This window comes from Pseudoalteromonas sp. MMG006, assembly GCF_018101025.1.
Classification (GTDB): domain Bacteria; phylum Pseudomonadota; class Gammaproteobacteria; order Enterobacterales; family Alteromonadaceae; genus Pseudoalteromonas.
This window is the reverse complement of the sequence record NZ_JAGJEJ010000008.1, coordinates 82,166-99,853: the sequence shown is the minus strand read 5'-3', so window position 1 is coordinate 99,853 and position 17,688 is coordinate 82,166. Positions and strand designations below refer to the sequence as shown.

At 39.6% G+C, this 17,688-nt stretch carries 15 protein-coding genes; 2 read left to right on the top strand and 13 right to left on the bottom strand.

The window, feature by feature from the left end:
• Window positions 1-4: 4 nt before the first annotated feature.
• Genes J8L73_RS10065 through J8L73_RS10020 form a run of 10 tightly spaced genes read right to left on the bottom strand, consistent with a single transcriptional unit; the run spans window position 5 to window position 9,720 of the window.
• Window positions 5-595 (bottom strand): prepilin-type N-terminal cleavage/methylation domain-containing protein, encoded by a 591-nt coding sequence (locus tag J8L73_RS10065; protein ID WP_211016696.1) that lies wholly within the window; start codon window positions 593-595, stop codon window positions 5-7.
• 4 nt (window positions 596-599) lie between these two features.
• Entirely contained in the window at window positions 600-1,820 is a 1,221-nt protein-coding gene (locus J8L73_RS10060; protein WP_211000423.1) for a type II secretion system F family protein, read from the bottom strand.
• The gene (locus J8L73_RS10055) at window positions 1,807-3,534 is read right to left on the bottom strand and encodes a GspE/PulE family protein (RefSeq protein ID WP_211016695.1); all 1,728 of its coding nucleotides are present in this window, start codon (window positions 3,532-3,534) and stop codon (window positions 1,807-1,809) included. The genes J8L73_RS10060 and J8L73_RS10055 overlap by 14 nt, the downstream gene beginning before the upstream one ends.
• The gene (locus tag J8L73_RS10050) at window positions 3,531-4,670 is read right to left on the bottom strand and encodes a tetratricopeptide repeat protein (protein ID WP_211016694.1); all 1,140 of its coding nucleotides are present in this window, start codon (window positions 4,668-4,670) and stop codon (window positions 3,531-3,533) included. Before J8L73_RS10050 ends, J8L73_RS10055 begins: the two co-directional genes overlap by 4 nt.
• Window positions 4,667-5,569: an AAA family ATPase gene (locus tag J8L73_RS10045; protein ID WP_211016693.1), complete on the bottom strand. Its 903-nt coding sequence runs from the start codon at window positions 5,567-5,569 to the stop codon at window positions 4,667-4,669. Before J8L73_RS10045 ends, J8L73_RS10050 begins: the two co-directional genes overlap by 4 nt.
• Window positions 5,570-5,571: 2 nt before the next feature.
• Window positions 5,572-7,227, bottom strand: a complete 1,656-nt coding sequence (mshL, locus tag J8L73_RS10040) for a pilus (MSHA type) biogenesis protein MshL (RefSeq protein WP_211016692.1) — start codon at window positions 7,225-7,227, stop codon at window positions 5,572-5,574.
• Window positions 7,211-7,537, bottom strand: coding sequence for an agglutinin biogenesis protein MshK (locus tag J8L73_RS10035; RefSeq protein ID WP_211000338.1), 327 nt, complete (start codon window positions 7,535-7,537; stop codon window positions 7,211-7,213). Before J8L73_RS10035 ends, mshL begins: the two co-directional genes overlap by 17 nt.
• Window positions 7,515-8,204, bottom strand: coding sequence for an agglutinin biogenesis protein MshJ (locus J8L73_RS10030; RefSeq protein WP_211016691.1), 690 nt, complete (start codon window positions 8,202-8,204; stop codon window positions 7,515-7,517). The genes J8L73_RS10035 and J8L73_RS10030 overlap by 23 nt, the downstream gene beginning before the upstream one ends.
• A complete protein-coding gene (locus J8L73_RS10025) occupies window positions 8,201-8,800 on the bottom strand; it encodes a PilN domain-containing protein (RefSeq protein WP_247659615.1) in 600 nt (199 codons plus the stop codon). The genes J8L73_RS10030 and J8L73_RS10025 overlap by 4 nt, the downstream gene beginning before the upstream one ends.
• A complete protein-coding gene (locus tag J8L73_RS10020; protein WP_211016690.1) occupies window positions 8,797-9,720 on the bottom strand; it encodes an MSHA biogenesis protein MshI in 924 nt (307 codons plus the stop codon). Before J8L73_RS10020 ends, J8L73_RS10025 begins: the two co-directional genes overlap by 4 nt.
• A 76-nt stretch (window positions 9,721-9,796) precedes the next feature.
• Between J8L73_RS10020 and J8L73_RS10015 the strand changes: the two genes are divergently transcribed.
• Complete coding sequence (locus tag J8L73_RS10015) at window positions 9,797-10,705, top strand: pyridoxal-phosphate dependent enzyme (protein ID WP_211016689.1); 909 nt, start codon at window positions 9,797-9,799, stop codon at window positions 10,703-10,705.
• Window positions 10,706-10,725: 20 nt separating this feature from the next.
• Here J8L73_RS10015 and J8L73_RS10010 read toward each other — a convergent pair whose 3' ends face one another.
• From J8L73_RS10010 to J8L73_RS10000, 3 genes are all read right to left on the bottom strand, one after another.
• Window positions 10,726-12,414: an EAL domain-containing protein gene (locus tag J8L73_RS10010; RefSeq protein ID WP_211016688.1), complete on the bottom strand. Its 1,689-nt coding sequence runs from the start codon at window positions 12,412-12,414 to the stop codon at window positions 10,726-10,728.
• Window positions 12,415-12,597: 183 nt separating this feature from the next.
• Window positions 12,598-13,302, bottom strand: a complete 705-nt coding sequence (gene ssb, locus J8L73_RS10005; RefSeq protein ID WP_211016687.1) for a single-stranded DNA-binding protein — start codon at window positions 13,300-13,302, stop codon at window positions 12,598-12,600.
• A gap of 20 nt (window positions 13,303-13,322) precedes the next feature.
• On the bottom strand, window positions 13,323-14,690 hold the full coding sequence (locus J8L73_RS10000; RefSeq protein ID WP_211016686.1) for an MFS transporter: 1,368 nt from the start codon (window positions 14,688-14,690) through the stop codon (window positions 13,323-13,325).
• Window positions 14,691-14,853: 163 nt separating this feature from the next.
• On the opposite strand from J8L73_RS10000, the gene uvrA reads away from it, so the two are divergent.
• Window positions 14,854-17,676, top strand: coding sequence for an excinuclease ABC subunit UvrA (gene uvrA, locus J8L73_RS09995; protein WP_211016685.1), 2,823 nt, complete (start codon window positions 14,854-14,856; stop codon window positions 17,674-17,676).
• Window positions 17,677-17,688: the final 12 nt, after the last annotated feature.

The following is a 17,688-nucleotide window of genomic DNA, read 5'->3' as shown; positions in this document are numbered from 1 at the left end:
TCTTTTAATTACTCAATTTGAATACTTTTACTTTTCCTGTTTGAGGAAAGTATGAAAAACCAGCCAAACCAGGTACAACGGCACCATTGGTTGGTATATTTTTAGTATTAAGGGTGTTAGTTAAATAGTAGATGCATTGTGTATTTTTTGCATTGTACCTAACTAAAAAACTTACACTTTTCACTTTTGATACTTCATTACTTAGTGTACTACTTGGTGCATCTTGTAAAATTGCACTTAATACCTGGCGACACCTTTTTGCATTACTTGCCAGTGCGCGAGTATCTGTTTTTGTTGTTTCATCACTGGTTGGCGTGCCTTTAGCTCCATCTACACCAACTATTACTCCCCCATAATTTACAAAAGTAGTATTAAGCTTGCCGCTAGGCCGCCCTTCTAATTCCCATTGTCCTTTAACCATACCAACAGCAGAAGCAAAACCACCAGCAACTGTATCTACACTTGCGTTATATGACTGATTTTTTATACCTAAATACTGAGGTATAGCGAAGCTCACAATAATCGCGAGTAAAATAACCACGATCACCAATTCAAATAACGTAAAACCTTTTGAGTAAACTCTCGAGGCAATCACTGTTTTAATTACCTTTAATTGCCGACATCATGTTCCACATAGGCATAAAAATACCTAATGCCAATATGAGCACCATAATGGCAACAAACACAGTTAATATAGGTTCTATTTTTGCGGTTAAACTACGTAAGTCATAATCAACTTCGCGCTCATAATAATCTGCGGCCTCTTGCAGTAACTCATCTACCCGGCCGGTTTCTTCGCCTACGGCTACCATTTGTAGTACTAACTGAGAAAATAAAGTTGAGCTTTTTGATGCCCTAAGCAAACTATCCCCTTTTTCTATATCTTGGCGCATTGTTATAATTGCTTTTTCCATATAGCTGTTATCAACCGCATGTGCAGTGAGTGATAAACCCGTAGTCATCGGAACGCCAGAGCGAAGCACCATAGCTAAACTTTGGCTATAACGTGCAAGTAATGTGCGCTTTAAAATGTGTCCAATAAAAGGTATTTTTAACTTGTGTTGATCCCATTTAAAACGACCTGCGGTAGTCGTTAAGTAACGACGAGTAGCTAATACAGCGCCAATCCCCAGTACTAGTAATAACCACCAGTAATTAACAAAAAAATTGCTCGTGCCAATTAAAATTTGTGTCATTAAGGGGAGTTCAGCATCAAATTTTGCGAACATACTGGCAAAGGTAGGTATTACAAAAATATTTAAAATAACCATGGCCGCAACCAACGCTAAAATAACGAAAGTGGGGTAACGCATAGCTGCTTTTATTCGTTTGCGTGTTTCTTGTTCTTTTTCAAAATAAATAGCAAGCTGATAGAAAGCATCTTCTAATCGCCCTGAACCCTCACCTACCATTACCATCGACACCGTTAACCGGCTAAATACTTCATTATGAATAGCCATGGCACTTGATAAGTCTCGTCCTTGCTCCAGCTGCTTAGTCACTTCTACTAGTACATTTTTAAACTGTTTATTTTGCGTAGTGTCAGCAAGGCCCATCATTGCACGAATTATGGGTATTCCCGCTTTGAGCAAAGAATACATTTGCCTAGAGAACATGATCATGTCATCAAGTGTTATTTTTTCGATAAATAAATTATCGAACATTTTAATATTGTTTTTAGTTTCAATCTGAGTGATTGAAATGGGAATAAACTGACGTTTTATTAAGCTATCAGCCACGCCAGCTTGGTTATTGGCCTCCACCTGCCCTTTAACTAACACACCTTTGCTATCTTTTGCTTTATAGCTATATAGCTGCATCATCATCCCCTATAATCTCTGGGATATATTCCGCAACTTTAAATACCTCATCTAACGAAGTAATACCTTGTTTGGCGTAATTTAATGCCATAGTTGAAAGTGGTGAAAAGTTTACGCTCTTTTTAGCTGCTTTTGAAAACTCTTGAGTGTCATTTGCACGTAGCGCGTCCATCATTGCGTCATCCATTTCTAACAGCTCAAAAATACCTACGCGTCCTTTATAACCACTATGATTACATGCAGTACATCCTCGGCCTTTAGAAAAGTGAGCATCAGCGGTGTCTTCGCCTAAATACTTTAACCAGCTCAACTCTTGATGATCGGGTAAATAAGGTACCTTGCAATCGTTACATATACGCCTAACTAAACGCTGGGCAATAATAGCGCGTAGCGAGCTTGCAACTAAATAAGCGGGCGCGCCCATATCAATCAAGCGCATCGCGCTGGTTATTGCATCGTTTGTATGCAATGTAGATAAAACTAAGTGTCCTGTAAGGGCTGCTCTTAAGCCGATATCAACCGTTTCTTGGTCTCGCATTTCGCCGACCATTATTATGTCGGGATCTTGCCTTAACGCCGTACGTAAAATACTCGCAAAACTCAAACCTATCTTACTATTAATTTGTACTTGGTTTATTCGCCCAATACGATATTCAACGGGGTCTTCAACAGTAATAATTTTACTTTCTTGCTGATTTAGCTCACTCAAAGCGCCGTATAATGTGGTGGTTTTACCAGAGCCGGTAGGCCCGGTAACAAGCACCATTCCGTGAGGGCGTTTAATAATACTGCGTACACGCTTTAATACATGTACAGGCATGCCTGTTTCATCTAACGATAACAATCCAGCCGATTGGTCAAGTAATCGCATTACAACTGATTCGCCATGTTGCACAGGCATCGTTGATAAACGAACATCAATGCTGTGACTACGCACTTTAATATTAAAGCGCCCATCCTGTGGTAGGCGTTTCTCAGAAATATCTAAGCCCGACATTAGCTTTAAACGCAGAACCAGTGCAGAGGCTATTTTCACTTGATTAAGGGTATGCTCTTGCAGCACACCATCTACACGTTGGCGTATTCTCAGTAACCCTTCATCCGGCTCTATATGTATATCGGAGGCACGAACTTGAACTGCATCTTCAAAAATAGATTGCAGTAGCTTAACAACCGTTGCGTCGGATGTTTCATCTCCTAAAGAGTTTAGATCAAACTCTTCTACATCTTCATATTCTTCATGAAGCTGCGCTGCAAAGTTAGTTATCTCGTCAGTGCGACGATATACATTATCGAAAGCTGCCAATATTTGGCTTTCTTGCACTACCGCTAAATCAATTCGTTTAGGGGCAAGCATAGGTGCAAGCTGATCAAGCCCTCTTAAATCAGCAGGATCACTCATTCCCATCAAAACAGAATCGCCATGATCTTCGATAACTAAAGCTCGATAGCGCCGGGCATACACTTCAGATAAAAGCTTAGAGACATCCGGCGATAGCTTACGTTGAGATATATCTAAAAAAGGAACATTCAATTGCTGAGCTAAAAATCTAAGTAACTGCGGCTCACTAATAAACTCAAGAGAAATAAGAGTTGCACCCAATTTACGACCCGATGATGCTTGCACATTGAGCGCTTCACTTAATTGTGCTTCGGTGATCATTTGCTCATGAACGAGTAGATCCCCTAAACGCATTTTTAAACTCGGTCTCATACGACCTCCTTGAGCGCAACTAAACGCTGTAATGCATGTTGGGTCATGGCTGTATTTAATCCGCCTAAATCTAATGCCACTTTATAAAGCTGCTTTGCATCTAGATATTCTCCTAATGCGTCTTTAGACGTAGCAAGTGCAAGCCACCATTTAGCCTGACTTGGCTGTAACTGTGTAAGGTGTTTAAAACTATTTAATGCTTTTTGATGATGACTAGCACTTTGAGCAGCAGTACCTTGAAGCACCCAAAACTCAAGGTTCGCTTGACTCTCAAACTCTTCACTTAAAAGCTGCAATACAACGTCGTACTCACCTTGCATAATTAATATTTTGCTTAACATTACGCGCCACTCAAGCACATTCGCATTTAAGGAAATACCTTCTTGTAAAACGAGTTGGGCCGAATTTATATCTTGTTGTTTAAAGTAAGTGCCCGCTAATAAGTTTCTTGCCTCTACGTGTAAAGGAGACTTCATTAAAATTAAATTTAAATCGCTTATTGCTTCATCGTACAAACCAAACTGTATTGCCTGCTTAGCCCCTGTTAATAGCTCAGCCTGTATAACTTGCTCTGATTTGACTAAGGCTTCGCTCTTCACCATTACATTATTTTGCAGAGATTTTTTTTCTGGTTTTGTAATATCGCTACTAACGTCTTGCGTATTTTCAGTATCAGAGGCTTTAGCTAAAGCGTCATTCTCAGTCTTGTTAGCAAGGCCTTTAGCAATAGCAGGTTGAGTTTGTTGAACCTCACTTTCTACCATTAATTGTTCGCCAGGCTTTTGCTGGATATTAACTACAGCTTTATTTTGGGTAGAGGGATGACTTAACTGTTCATCATTAGTAGCTGAATACGTTGTAGAAGGGGCTTTTTCTAAAGGCGGCTTATCAACTAAAACATCTGTTTTTGCACTAATATTTTTTATTTGTTCAATCGTTGGAGGGAGTGTTTTAGTGCTTGCGGGTAAGAATACATAAGCGGCATAAATAACTAACAACATAATTACTATAACACTTACTTTAAAAGCAATGTTACGAACGTCATAAACAGGCTTAACTATAATGCCGTTTTCAATATTTACTTGCTTTGCCTCTCGTTGCTCAATGTTTTTGAGCATATTATTAATCACGCTCATAGCCATTGCCTCCATATCCAAATGGCGGCAATAGCAAATACACTAATCGCTATAGCGCTGTAGCTCCAGTATTGGCCGGTGCGGTATTTAGCACAGTCTTCGGTATCTTTAATGGCAAGCTGAATATGCCGGGTAGTAATTTGATTTAACCCCTCCCCATACGCTTGCAGTAATACTTTATGACATAAAATATTTACTAAACGAGGTATACCACGGCTTGCTCGCGCTATTTTTAGCCCCATATTATTGCTAAACAAAGGAGGCTGATTAAATCCAGCCACTTGCAGGCGATGGTTAATATAGTAAATAACTTCAGCCGCTGTCATTGATCTTAATTTATAAGAAAAACTAATACGCTGGCGTAGCTGCCTTACTTTATTATTTGCGAGTTTTTCATCAAGCTCAGGTTGTCCAAACAATACAACTTGGATTAGTTTTTCACTCTCCGTCTCTAAGTTTGTAAATAAACGCAGTGCTTCTAGCGTCTCCAAGCTTAGGCACTGAGCTTCATCAATTAATAACACTACCCGTTCGTTATCTTCTTGAAGGTCTAGTAAGTAGTGATTAATAAGTTGAGTTAGCGCCTGCTGATCAAGCGCTTTATCTACATCCATGCCAAGCTCAACGGCAATAGCCCAACGTAACTCTTCTGGGCTTAAATAAGAGTTAGGCAAATAAGCTACTATGTAATCGGGCTCAAGTTGGTTTAATAATTTTCTACAAAGTAATGTTTTTCCGGTCCCTACCTCTCCGGTTACTTTAATAAACCCCTCTCCCATATCAATCGCCGTTGTTAACACTTGCATGGCTTCATGGTGCGGTTCAAGCGCACAAAAAAACTCAGTGTTAGGGGTTAACGTGAAAGGCATTTCACTTAAATTAAAAAAGTTTAAATACATGGTTAGTTTTCATACCATGTTTTTAAAAGCTGACGGCTTTCGCCTTGTTGCTTTTTCCAGGTGTCTGGCATAACCACTGTCGGCTTTATTAAAATAATAAGTTCTTTTTTCTCTTGGCGTTTACGAATGCTTTTAAATAAATTGCCAAACATAGGAATATCACCAAGCACGGGGGTTTTTGATTCCTCGTCTTCTGTTGAGGTTTGCATTAACCCACCAATAACGACTATTTCTCCGCTTTGTGCACGGATCACCGTATCTGACTCCCTTATATTACTTTGCGCTAAAGGCAACTCGAATCGCTGATCGTCTAAAGTAATAACTTTTAGCTGCTCCTCGGTATCTGTTACTGAAGGATGTACATGTAAAATAACCGATCCATATTTATCAATCTGCGGTGTAACATCTAATGCTATCCCTGAAAAAAACGGTGTTAAATCAATTTCTGGAGACGTTGTAGTAGATGTACCCGTAACGGTAGTACTCGATACATTAGTAACAAAATATTCGTCTTGGCCTACTTTAATAACTGCTTTTTGGTTATTTGTAGCAGTTACCCTTGGGTTAGAAAGCATTTGCACATCACCTTGCGTTTCAAGTAAGTTGATTACCCCGTTAAAATCACCTTTTTGAATAGTTAACGAAGACGCCCCACCAATAGCCGCTGAAATACTATTACTGATTGTTGAGCCCGCAGTCGTTGCAAACGAAATCCCCCCTTCTAAACCACTCGAAATACGCTCCCAATTAACACCTTGCTGGTATTCGTCTTTTAGCGTTACTTCAATAATTTTTGCCTCTAAAATTACTTGGCGCTGTAGGTTTTCTTGGCTTTGATTCAAAAATTCTTTTAGCTGACTTATTTCACTCGGTAATGCATTAACTGTAACCAAGCTTGCTTGCGGGCTTGCAATCACATAACGACCATCGCTTACACCAATTAATGATTTAAGGGCAACTTCAAGCTCTTTCCAAAAGTCGTTTTGGTTAATAGTTTGAATACGCGATCCATTTAACTCTAAGTTTTGATTACTGCTGCCAAATTCACTACTTTGCTGATTACTACTAGAACTTGAGCTTCCTGAACTATTACCACCTTGTCCAAATTGGCTCACACCACCAGCAACTACACTCACTGTAGACTGCCCATAGCGCTGCATCATTAAATAATTAACAGGTATCGTTTCTGTACGCATTTGTGCTGGAAGCACTTGAACAATTCGCCCTTCATTTACAATATCAAGCGGGTACATGCGCTTAATGACTGCAATAACCTCATTAAAAGTCACATTTTTTAAGTTTATGCTAATTGAACCGCTGACCTCAGGGTGCACAGCCACACTAAAAGGTGTTCCATCTGTTAGACCAGCAAAAAAAGCACCTACCTCTACATCATTTGCTGCAACGTCAAAGCGTTTAATGGCGAGTTCGTCACTTATAGTTTGCTCGTTATTAATTGAAGAGAGTAAGCTTTGAGTAAGCGCACTGGGCATTTGTAAAGGCGCTATCTCTTTTGTTTTTACCGGAGCCTGTGCTAATTCTTGCTCGATATGAGGCTTAATTTCTTTACCTGGTTTAAAACTATGGCACGCAGTTAAAAATGTGGGTATTAATAAAAGAACAAGCCACGGTCCAGATAAGTTATTTTTTAATTTCATAATCATATAGTTCTAATTTTATTTGCTTATCGTCATTTGCTAATACAACTTGCTTTGAGCTAATGCTTAGCACCCGAAAACCATCGACAGCATCATTTACTTGGTAAATATGGCCGGAAATAATAGCCTTGAATTTACTGCTGCTTTTAATAATAGTCTGTAATTTAAGTTCACTACTTGGCGTACTGTTTTTTATGCCACTTACAAATTTGATAGGTTGTGTTGGGTCGCGTAATTGTGCAAATACATTGGGTGTAATTACACAAATAATAACGCTCGCAAAAAAACTATAACGCAATAAATTTTTCATTCGCGCTCACCGTCGCTATTTGTAAAGTAAGCTCAGCGTCAGGGTACGTTGTTACCTGATAGCTAAACTCCTGTATTAATAATTTATCTTGGCTACTCTTTAATGCTGATAAGTACTTTTGCAAATTAAAGTAGCTACCTTGTAAAGTAACTACCATTTGATGTTCGAAAAATAATGTTTGAGTGTCATGCTCACCTAATTTTTCTACATCAATCGCTCGTGCTGGGTTTACATTAAAGCTAATAACACTCACGTCGCTGCTGTCGACTAATAAATTTTTCAAAACGGCAGGTACATTTTTAGCAGCAACAAACCCTTGGCTAAAACGGTTAAGTTGGTTATTTATTTCATCTATTTCATTTCGAGTTTGCGCTATTTGTCCTCTCAAAACTTTTGTATAGTCGTGGTTTAGCGCTTGGTTTAACATCGAAAGTTGTGCATTAATCTGCTGCCACTCTTGAAGAACAGCGTTATGCTCAGTACGGATATTAGCGACCTCATCTTGCTTAGGAAAAATCACAAACCAAAGCCCCAAATAAATTACTACAAATAAACCTACGAATAATGTTGAGTATTTTTCACGCTTTTGAAGCGAGGCAAACTGTGTTTGATACTTGACCCACGTTGGCCAACCTTTTTTGTCCTGGTTATTTAAATCTTGATTCATTGTGTCGCGTCCTCTTTCCTAAGATCGCTTGCGACACTAAATACGCTGACACCATCGCGAGTAGATAACTCCATAACAGAAAATTCTTTACCAACAAAAAAAGGCGATTGCTTTAAGTTATTAAACCAAATAGGTAAAAATTTTGACTGTGCAGCTTGCCCTTCAAAAGTAACTTTTTGCCCTACAAATTTAATATGCGTAAGCCATATATTAGGTTCGTGATATTTAGCCAAATCTTCCATTACCTGAGCGTAGTCTGCCGTTGACTGATCTGAGCTTTGCTCTAAATAACTAAATATTTGCTTTTTATGTAGGATTTCTTGCTGAAGTGTTTTTAGCTCATTAATAAATAATGTTTTATTTTGCTTGTCTGCAAGCTTCTGCTTTACGAGTTCTAATTGGGCCTTGCCTTGTTTGATGTATTGTCTATTTTTTTGTAACTCAAGTTCACTATTGTGGGCTTTATAACTATAAAAAGCCCATGTAAGCGCAATAATTAGTAAAGCTCCAAACCAAAGCGTAAGCAAGCCAGACAAAGGAACAGGATCCCGCCTTACCCTCAGTGATTTTTGATAAAAGTTAATCCGAATTTTCATAACACTGACCCTGGGTCAGTTAATTGATAAGCCGCCCCTAAAGCATAGTAAAAATTAGGCTCTAAATGCTCAGACAACTTAATATTAGGTACAAAATCAACCACTTTAATCTGTAAAAACTCAGCAATACCGGCTCGAAGTGCCAACGACGATAAGTCATCACATTGCAGATGAATACTGCGTATAGGAGGTTGCTTTAGTTGGCTTTCAAAAAAATCCATAGAGCGTTGTATTTCAAGGCCTAATGCCTCTACCTGCTCTTGGTTTTGATCTTTATCTGAAATTCCTAGAAAACCATTTAATCGTCTAGCCAGTAATAATTGCCCATCACGAATTATTAAAATCCGTGGCTCGTGCCCTACATGCTGAACAATAAGCATATGTGCCTCTTTGTGCGATCCAAACAAAGTGACTAAAATCATTTCTTCAGAAGTCATTGCGCGTAAAACAGATTTAGTATGTTCAAAGCTATCAATGAAAGGGAGAAGTTGTAGCTTATTAGTAATAAACACGTTCATTTTGCTACTTTGCATAGGTAGCGTAATTGGGTAATCGATAAAATCTGCAACTATATTTTCAGGTGCTATATCAACGAGGTCTTTAGCCGTCCAGGGCAATGATTGAATGATCTCTTCATCACTTAAATTTGGCTTATCCATTTGCACTATTTGATAGAAGGAATGAGGAATAACAATATTAACTCCGCATACATCTGTAGATACTTCATTTATACACGCCACCATCGCAGTGGTATAATCAGCTTGCTCAGAAACATTTACACTGTGGGAGCTATAGACAGACCATTTATTCTGGCTTTTTTTCAGGCAGACTGCATTTACAGTATCAGCGTAAGCTGCAACACCAATAGCTGTATTACGATCTAAACTACGGTTCAACCATGAAAACAGCTTTTCTTTCATATAGCTACTATTGTTAATAAGATATAAAATAAGTGTCGTACACTTATTTTATTTTGCAAATTGAAAACAAATAAAAATGCCTAAATCATTCGAAATCAATGAAAATAACTATATTCAACACATAGATAGTCTGTTTCTAAAAAAGAAAAATATTTCTTTAGATGTAAAACGCGACGATTTGCTACACCCGCTAATAAGTGGCAATAAATGGCGAAAATTAAAATATAATTTAGCCCATATGCGTAAGCTCAATAAAACAGAATTGCTTACTTTTGGCGGTGCCTTTTCAAATCATATTCATGCATGTGCGGCTGCTGGTAAAGAGTTTAATATTAAAACTCATGCGATTATTCGCGGGCCAGTTCTTGATGAGAATAACCCAACAATTCAATTTGCTAAGCAATGTGGTATGCAACTTCATGCTGTTAATCGAATAGAGTATAGGTTACGTCAAGATGAACAATACCTTGCAAAACTTCAAGCGCGCTTTCCTAATGCATTTATACTTCCTGAGGGCGGCACCAATGAACACGCATTATTAGGGTGTAAAGAATTAGTGCACACCTTACCCGAACACGATTATTTAGTTTGCCCTACAGGCAGTGGAGGCACATTTGCAGGACTTATTGAAGGCAGTAAGCAAAGTACGCAAGTGCTAGGTATAGCAGTGCTAAAGCAAGCCCAATACTTAATTGATGACGTAAGAAAACTTAGCAATAAAGCCAAAAATCAAAATAATTGGCAGTTGCTAACAGACCATCATGATGGTGGATATGGTAAGTTTTCATCAGCGCTTTGGACGTTTTGTCAAAACATGAAACATACCTATAACCTCCCGCTAGAACCAATTTACAGCGGAAAAATGATGTATGCGCTATGGCAACTTATTGAGCAAGACTACTTTCCTCCAGGAAGTAAAATAATTGCTGTGCATACAGGGGGGTTGCAAGGGTTAAATGGCCTTAAATACAGAGGGTTAATTTAACTTTATAAAATAAACACGCCCTAGTGAAATACTGCATGAGTAAATTCTTGTAGGGGCTCTGAAAAATAAAAGCCTTGAGCTCCCACTACGCCTAATTTTGCGAGCATAAATAACTCTTTTTGAGTTTCTACACCCACTGCAAATACAGGTAAATTTAAATAACGAGCAGATTCCACTATTTTTGTTATTTGTTTTTGGTTATCAGGTTTTTCATTTAACAAATGCACCAACTCATACGACAATTTAATTGCGCAAACTTCGCTATACTCTACTAATGACGCTATTTTTTCACTGCTTTTCACATTATCAATCACAAGCTGCGAGCTACTTTGTCTAATTATATTTAATGGCTTAGTTATCGAATTTCTATGAGCAAAAAAATCAGCTTCACTTATCTCAAACTGTAATTTTGCGTTTAACTTTAATTCAGTGAGTTGACTGGGCAGCCACTCCCAAAACTCATTATTAAACCAGTTGTTAGGATGCAAATTAATACTTACGATTAATGCTGATGCTTCACTTAACATTAGTTTTTTAACTTGGCCTATTACCGCCTTATCTAATATTAAAGCATCCTGATTACTGTAATGCTGATTAATAAAATAACGCGCAGCTAGTAAGCCATGTTGGCTATGGCGAACTCTCATAAGCACTTCATGCTGTAATATATCACCAGTGGAGAGCTCAAAAAGAGGCTGAAAAAATAATATAAACTTATTCTTTTTTATATTTTCTATCACTTGTTCGCTAGAAAGCTGCGTATCTTGGCTATGATTTAAAGGAAGGCGGTGACAATGTTGCAGCAAACTACTTTGAGATAACGTAAGTGCCGATTTAGCCAACTGATAAACAGTCACTTTGTCAGCACCTAAACGATAATTGCACGCCCCTACTTTAATATTTTTACGGATAATTGTTTTTTGATGATTACGACAAAGCAAAAATACAGCTTTATGAACCCTTTCAATGTCGCGGTCTAACTGCGCAACAGATACATTTTGTAAAGTAACACCTAAGTAGTGAGTGTTTAGCAACTCAACAGATACACATTTAAGCTCGGGAAAGCTTTTAACAATGGCAACTTTAAAGGTAGCCTCTTTGTCTGTATTTTTGTCAAAATTACAAGTGTATTCAATAAGTAAAAATAAGCTATGAGACGCTAAGCTCACCCCATATAAAGAACTTAATTCACAATTTTTTACCGGCTTAGTTACCCCTCCCTCTTCATATTTTTGCTTAATAAGTTTGGGGGATTTTATTAAGGCCTTTTGCGCGGCCTTTGTAGGTGTCTCTTTTAATAAGCTCCACCAACAATAAAACCAACAAGCAGCGCCTATAATAACTAAGTTTAATAAAACAAATAAGTAGCCTTGCTTTACCCAAGCAGAATAATGATAAATACTTAAACTGAATGTTTTATAAGTAAATACGTCATGCTCAACGCTTACCAAATGCTTAAAATGTTCTGCCGGCACTTTAGGCTTAAGCATAAACCCTTCGCTTTTTACCAGCGCCGCTAGCACTTCATTATTTATAGAGGGAGCTAAATTTAAATCGTATATTTGTTTAACTAATTGCTGCCCAGATGTATGTATTTTTTTATGAAGAGCGTCGTTTAATAAAAAATTTAAACTCACAACAATTAGCCCTACAAAAGCAAAATACATTACTTTGAACTGTTTTAAATGCCAAATATTGCTGTGTTGCATGGCGCACTCACTCGTTAAGTTAATAACCAAAGTGTTGTTCAATATTTGCATAAGCACAAGGGTCTAAACCAAGTTTAAATATTTATCGCAAGTGTTAAACAAAAAACCCAGTTTTTACACTGGGTTTAGTTTAATACTTCATTAAAAAGTGATTTATATTTACACTTTTAGATTATACGTTTCCTAGAACGGAATATCGTCATCAAAGTCTATCGTTGGTTCCATAGGATTTGACGCGCCGCCTTGAGGAGCATTTTGTGGCTTAGGTGCAAAACCACCTTGCTGCTGTGGTGCACTATTTTGCTGTGGAGCAAAGCCACTATTGTTTGATTGCTGGTATTGGTTATTTTGCTGTGGTGCAGGCGCTGACTGAGGTTGCGCTACAGGTGCTGCTTGTTGCTGTGGTGCGTATCCACCTTGCTGGCTGTTTTGACCTTGGTTGTTTTGGCCATAGCCACCGCCTTGCTGATTATTTTGGTAACCGCCACCTTGTTGGCCGCCTTGATTACCTTGATAGCCACCACCTTGCTGATCGCCACCGCGAGCGCCTAGCATTTGCATTTGCCCCGTAAAGCCATCAACAACGATTTCAGTTGTGTATTTTTCTTGGCCTTGTTGGTCAGTCCATTTACGTGTTTGAAGTTTACCTTCTACGTAAATTTGTGAACCTTTACGGCAGTATTCGCCCACAATTTCAGCTAGTTTTCCAAAAAACACTACACGGTGCCATTCCGTTTTATCAACCATTTGGCCAGTGTTTTTATCTTTATAGCTGTCTGACGTTGCTAAGGTAATATTTGCTACACCATTGCCATTAGGCATGTAACGAACTTCAGGATCTTGTCCTAAATTACCAACCAAAATTACTTTGTTCACACCGCGTGCCATGGAACCATCTCCTATAAACGTTAGATTAAACCAGCTACTTTACGTGCTTGGTCTAGGTCAAATTCTTTATCATTAATCTTTAAATAGCTGCGGCTTTCGTCGCGTACTACTGTTGCTTCTATTACGCCAGGTAAAGCAACTAGCTGAGAAGCAAGTGCTTGGGCTTGCTCTTCAGAACTTAAATTGGTCATTAAACTAATAACTTTACTTTTCGGTGGGACTTGCATTTTCCACGCAATAATAAGCCATATTAACCCAACAAGTGCCGCTGCCGCAAACACAGCTTGCGTACTTGTTGTTTGGGCAACATAACCCCCTAAAATACCACCTAAAAAAGCCCCTAAAAACTGGCTAGACGAATACCCGCCCATCGCCGAACCTTTTTGGCTAGCTGGGGCAATTCGCGATACTAGCGCAGGCATAGTGGCTTCTAAAAAATTAAATGCCACAAAATAAAGCAACATACAAATGGCAATACCAACCACACTATTTACCCAAATAGACATGGCAAACATACTAATAGAAAGCAGGGCTACTGAGCCAATAAACGCTTGTTTTTCTTTTTCTTTTTTAATCGCAATAATCATAATTGGGACCATTAAAATAAACGCTAAAAGCAATACCGGAATATATAAATACCAGTGGTGATTTGCCACTAAGCCATCTTTTATTAGCTGACTCGGCAGTACCACAAAAATAGTAGTTAGCGTTAAATGTAGCAGTAGCACACCTGCATTTAAACGCGATAACTGTGGATGCTTAATAAGTTTTTTAATGTCGCTAAAGCTTGCCAACGTATCACCTTTGGGGGCTTTATTAACGGCATTGGGCACTAAAAATAAAATAATACCAATACCAAACACAGCGAGTATTGCTGTTAACCAAAATACACCTGCCACGCCCCAGGACGCTGCAACAATAGGCCCTAATAACATCGCAAAGGCAAAGCTCATGCCTATGCTCATACCAATCACAGCCATTACTTTAGGGCGTTGTTCGTCGCGGCTTAAGTCGCTGGCAAACGCAAGCAATGCACTGGCTATTGCTCCCATACCTTGCAGCGCTCGGCCAACAGTAACCATTTGAATAGATTCAGCAAGTGCAGCAATAACAGAACCCAGCGCAAACACAACTAAGCCACCAACAATTACTTTTTTACGGCCTATTTTATCAGACAAACGTCCCATAGGTATTTGCAGTACTGCTTGGGTTAAACCATAAGCGCCAATTGCAAAACCTATCCACATAGGCGAAAAACCATCAAGCGATTGGCCATAGATAGCCAATATAGGCATCAGCATAAACAAGCCGAGCATTCTAAATGCAAACACACTCGCCAGCGATACAGCGGCGCGTTTTTCTCGTGAATTAAGTGAAGATGCGGTCATTATCTGCGTAATCTTACGATATGAAAAATTTAGGGTGGGATTCTACCACAAGCTTGGCAATAATTAATCGCCTATAAGTAAGGATTTTTTCGTTGATCATTGATTAATAATGTTTCGTATTATGCGATACTGAGCAAATAATTTTGGTAATAAACGAGATAGCATGGAAAACATTGAAGTCCGAGGCGCCCGTACGCACAATTTAAAAGACATCAGCCTAACCATCCCACGTGATAAATTAATTGTTATCACTGGCCTATCTGGTTCGGGAAAGTCATCACTGGCATTTGATACTTTGTATGCAGAGGGACAGCGTCGTTATGTTGAGTCACTTTCTGCCTACGCAAGGCAATTTTTATCGTTAATGGAAAAGCCTGACGTTGATCATATTGAAGGCCTCTCTCCCGCCATTTCTATTGAGCAAAAATCAACATCGCACAATCCTCGCTCAACAGTAGGTACCATTACCGAAATATACGATTACTTGCGTTTAATGTTTGCCCGCGTGGGCGAGCCACGATGCCCAACCCACGACTTACCACTTGCAGCACAAACAATTAGCCAAATGGTTGATACCGTTTTGGCACTGCCAGAGGGCACTAAGCTGATGCTTTTGGCCCCAGTGGTTAAAGAGCGTAAAGGTGAGCACGTTAAACTGCTTGAGCAGCTTGCAAGCCAAGGTTACATTCGTGCCCGTATAGATGGCGAAGTGTGCGACTTATCCGATCCGCCAACGCTTGAGCTTCACAAAAAACATACTATTGAAGTGGTTGTTGATCGCTTTAAAGTAAAAGACGGCCAGCAGCAGCGTTTAGCAGAGTCATTTGAAACCGCACTTGAGATGTCTGGCGGTGTTGCAAATGTAGCCTACATGGACGACAGCAGCATTGAAGAAATGCTGTTTTCAGCCAACTTTGCCTGCCCTACTTGTGGCTATGCAATGACCGAATTAGAGCCGCGTTTATTTTCGTTTAATAACCCTGCCGGCGCGTGTCAAAGTTGTGACGGTTTAGGCGTACGCCAATATTTTGATCCTAACCGCGTAGTACATAACCCTGAGCTAAGCTTGGCCGGTGGTGCTATAAAAGGGTGGGATAAACGCAGCTTTTATTATTTTCAAATGCTTCAAGCGGTAGCCGAGCATTATAAATTTGATTTAGATGTACCATTTGAAAAACTTGCTAAAGAATCTCAAAAAATTATTTTAGAGGGCTCAGGGCAAACTAAAATTGCTTTTAATTACCGTAATGACAGAGGCGATTTAATAACACGCAACCACGAGTTTGAAGGCGTGTTAAACAACATGAACCGTCGCTATCGCGAAACTGAGTCGAACTCGGTGCGCGAAGAGCTCGCTAAATATCAAACTAGCCAAGCGTGCCCTAGTTGTCATGGCTCTCGTTTACGCCAAGAAGCACGCCACGTATTTATAGGTCAAACAAACCTGCCTGCTATTACTACCATGAGTATTGGCGAAGCGATGGACTTTTTTGAAGGCTTATCACTTACAGGTCAAAAAGCCCAAATAGCAGAAAAAATCCTAAAAGAAATTCGCGATCGTTTATCGTTTTTAATTAATGTTGGCCTTAATTACTTATCACTTGAGCGCAGTGCCGATACCCTCTCCGGTGGTGAAGCGCAGCGTATTCGTTTAGCCAGCCAGATTGGTGCGGGCCTTGTAGGTGTAATGTACGTACTGGATGAGCCATCAATTGGTTTACACCAGCGCGATAATGACCGTTTATTACAAACATTGGTGCATTTACGCGACCTTGGTAACACCGTTATTGTTGTTGAGCATGATGAAGACGCGATTCGAGCAGCCGATCATATTATTGATATTGGCCCAGGTGCGGGTGTGCACGGCGGCCACATTATTGCACAAGGTACACGCGACGATATTTTAGCCACTAAAGACTCAGTAACTGGCCAGTTTTTATCAGGCGTGCGAAAAATAGAAGTACCAAAAGAACGTAACCCAACCAGCGATAAATGGCTTGAGCTATTTGGCGCAACAGGTAATAACCTTAAAAATGTCGATTTAAAAATTCCGTTTGGTTTAATGACCTGTATTACCGGTGTATCTGGCTCTGGTAAATCAACACTTATAAACGATACGCTATTCAAACTAGCGCATACTGAATTAAACGGCGCAACCACAGCAGAAGCCGCGCCTTACAAGTCAATTAGTGGCCTTGATCATTTTGACAAAGTAATTGATATTGACCAAAGCCCAATTGGTCGTACACCGCGTTCAAACCCTGCGACGTATACTGGTATTTTTACGGGTATTCGTGAGTTATTTGCAGGTACACAAGAGTCACGTTCTCGCGGATACAAAGTGGGTCGCTTTAGCTTTAACGTTAAAGGTGGACGCTGTGAAGCCTGCCAAGGTGATGGCGTAATTAAGGTAGAAATGCACTTTTTACCTGATGTATACGTACCGTGTGATGTATGTAAAGGGGCACGCTATAACCGTGAAACCTTAGAAGTACAATACAAGGGTAAAAATATTCATCAAGTACTAGAAATGACCGTTGAAGACGCGCACGACTACTTTGATAAAATACCTGCAATAGCGCGTAAACTTAAAACGCTCATGGACGTTGGTTTATCGTATGTGCGTTTAGGACAAGCCGCTACTACGCTCTCTGGTGGTGAAGCACAGCGTGTAAAACTTGCCCGTGAACTTTCTAAACGCGACACAGGTAAAACACTGTATATACTTGATGAGCCCACAACCGGCCTTCACTTTGCCGATATTGAACAGCTACTTGTTGTATTACATCGCCTGCGCGATCATGGTAATACCATTGTGGTAATTGAGCATAACTTAGATGTGGTTAAAACCGCAGACTGGGTGGTTGATTTAGGCCCAGAAGGTGGCGCTGGCGGCGGCGAAATACTCATTGCAGGCACGCCTGAAGAAGTAGCCGAATGTGAGCGCTCGCACACAGGACATTACCTAAAGCCCCTATTAAACTAACTGAGGTTTATT